Raw genomic sequence first — 2,855 nt, forward strand, 5'->3', positions numbered from 1 at the left:
GCCCCGCCCCCGCCGCCCGCCGCGGGCGGCGACCGGGCCGGGGACGGGGGCCCGCGGACGGACCCGCAGGCGGACCCGCAGGCGGCCGCCCTGCGCCAGCGGGTGCTGCTGAGCGCCGCGCTCGGCCTGCCCGTGCTCCTGCTCGCCATGGTCCCGGCCCTGCAGTTCCCGAACTGGCAGTGGCTGTCGCTGACCCTGACCGCACCCGTGGCGACCTGGGGCGCCTGGCCCTTCCACCGCGCCGCCTGGACGAACCTGCGCCACGGCGCGGCGACGATGGACACCCTCGTCAGCCTCGGCGTGCTCGCGGCCTTCGCCACCTCGCTGGTCTCCCTGTTCCTCGGCGACGCGGGGATGCCCGGCGCGCACATGGAGCTGTCCCTGCTGGGCTCCGGCGGCGACGAGCTGTACCTGGAGGTCGCCGCCGTCGTCACCGTCCTCGTCCTCGCCGGCCGCTGGATGGAGGCCCGCGCCCGGCGCCGCTCCGGCGCCGCGCTGCGCGCCCTGCTGGACCTGGGCGCCAAGGACGTCGGGGTGCTGCGCGAGGGCCGCGAGCAGCGGGTCCCGGTGGCCGAGCTGCGGGTGGGCGAGCGCTTCGTGGTGCGCCCCGGGGAGACGATCGCCACCGACGGCACCGTGCTCGAGGGCGCCTCGGCCGTCGACGCCGCCGTCGTCACCGGCGAGGGCGTGCCCGTGGAGGTCGGCGAGGGCGACGCCGTCGTCGGCGGTGGCGTCAACGCCGGCGGGCGCCTGCTGGTGCGCGCCACCCGCGTCGGCGCCGACACCCAGCTGGCCCGCATCGGCCGCCTGGTGGAGCAGGCGCAGTCGGGCAAGGCCGCCGCCCAGCGCGTGGCCGACCGGGTGTCGGGGGTCTTCGTGCCGCTCGTGCTGGTGGGGGCGCTGGCCACCCTCGTCGGCTGGCTGGCCGCCGGGGCGGAGCCCTCGCGGGCGCTGACCACCGCGGTCGCGGTCCTCGTCATCGCCTGCCCGTGCGCGCTGGGCCTGGCGACCCCGACCGCGCTGCTGGTCGGCACCGGCCGCGGCGCGCAGCTGGGCATCCTCGTCAAGGGCCCGGAGGTGCTGGAGTCCACCCGCCGCGTCGACACCGTCGTGCTCGACAAGACCGGCACCGTGACCACCGGCCGGATGGGCCTGACCGACGTCGTGCCGGCCGAGGGCACGGGCGAGCGGGAGCTGCTGCGGCTGGCCGGGGCCCTGGAGGACGCCTCCGAGCACCCCGTCGGCCGCGCCGTCGCCGCGGCCGCGCGCGAGCGCCTGGGCGCGCTGCCGGCCGCCACCGACGTCGAGGCCACCCCCGGCGCCGGGATCACCGGCACCGTCGAGGGCGTGCGGGTGGCCGCGGGCCGCCCGGGCTGGGACGGTGCGCGGGTGCCCGAGCCGCTGCCCGCGCCGCTGCCCGCGGCGCTGGAGGCCGCCGAGGCGGCCGGGCGCACGACGCTGCTGGTGAGCGCGGACGGGCGCGCGCTGGGCGTGCTGGCCGTCGCCGACACCGTGCGCCCCACGAGCGCGCGGGCGGTCGCCGCCTTCCGCGAGCTGGGCCTGCACCCGGTGCTGCTCACCGGCGACAACGAGCGCACGGCCCGCGCGGTCGCCGCGGCCGTCGGCGTCGAGGACGTCACCGCCGGGGTCCGCCCGGAGGGCAAGGTCGCCGCCGTGCGGCGCCTGCAGGAGGCCGGCCGGGTCGTGGCGGTCGTCGGCGACGGCGTCAACGACGCCGCCGCCCTCGCCCAGGCCGACCTGGGCATCGCGATGGGCAGCGGCACCGACGTGGCCATCGAGGCGAGCGACCTGACCCTCGTGCGCGCCGACCTGGCCGCCGCGGTGGACGCCGTGCGGCTGTCGCGGCGCACGCTGGCCACGATCCGGGGCAACCTGTTCTGGGCGTTCGCCTACAACGTGGCGGCCCTGCCGGTGGCCGCGGCCGGGCTGCTCAGCCCCGTCGTGGCCGCCGCGGCGATGGCGTTCTCCTCGGTGTTCGTGGTCACCAACAGCCTGCGGTTGCGGCGCTTCCGCGGCGGCTGAACCCTGTCGGCATGTCCAGCGACGGAGTGCGGTCACAGGCCCGGTCCCAGGCCCGGCGGGGCGAGCGGTTCGCCTCCCGGCACGAGCAGGGGGTGAAGCGGGTCGGCCGCGCCGGCGTCGCCGCCGAGGGGGTCGTCTACCTGCTCGTGGCCTGGCTGGCCGCCCAGGTGGCCCTCGGCTCCGGCGGCGGCTCGGCGGACTCCAGCGGCGCGCTGGCCCAGGTGGCCGACTCCCCGCTCGGGCCGGTGCTGCTGGGGCTGCTGGCCCTGGGCTTCCTCGCGATGGCCGCCTGGCAGGTGCTGGCCGCCATCACGGCCGAGAAGACCTCGCGGCGCGTCAGCGCGATCGCCAAGACCGTCGTCGCCCTCGTGCTCGCGGTCTCCTGCCTGCGCTTCCTGCTCGGCGGCGGCTCCTCCAGCGGCCAGCAGCAGCAGACCCTCACCCAGCGGGTGCTGGAGGCGCCCGGCGGTGCGGTGCTCGTCGTCCTCGTGGGCCTGGTCGTCCTCGGCGTCGGCGTCGCGACGGTCGTGCGCGGGTTCAAGCGCAGCTTCGAGGACAAGGTGGAGGGCTCCCTGTCCCCGGCGCTGACCGCGCTCGGGGTGGCCGGCTGGGTCGCCCGCGGCATCGCCTTCGGCGTCATCGGCGTCCTCGTCATCGCCTCCTCGCGCGGGGACACCGCCAAGTCGCGCGGCCTGGACGCCGCCTTCCGCGAGATCGCGAGCCAGCCGTACGGCACCGTCCTGCTGCTGCTCGTCGCGCTCGGCCTGGCCGCCTACGGCGTCTTCCAGCTGCTCACCGCGCGCCGCCGCCGC

Annotated in this window: 2 protein-coding genes; both read left to right on the forward strand. The window is 78.3% G+C overall.

All coding sequences use genetic code 11. The features are described 5' to 3' along the window. The coding region (locus GTQ99_RS21775; protein ID WP_166617785.1) for a heavy metal translocating P-type ATPase at window positions 1-2,043 on the forward strand (2,043 nt) is incomplete at its 5' end. 92 nt (window positions 2,044-2,135) lie between these two features. Next, window positions 2,136-2,855, forward strand: a 720-nt coding sequence (locus GTQ99_RS21780; protein WP_166617786.1) for a DUF1206 domain-containing protein, incomplete at its 3' end; no start/stop codon positions are given.

The organism is Kineococcus vitellinus, from assembly GCF_009906315.1.
GTDB classification, from domain to species: domain Bacteria; phylum Actinomycetota; class Actinomycetes; order Actinomycetales; family Kineococcaceae; genus Kineococcus; species Kineococcus vitellinus.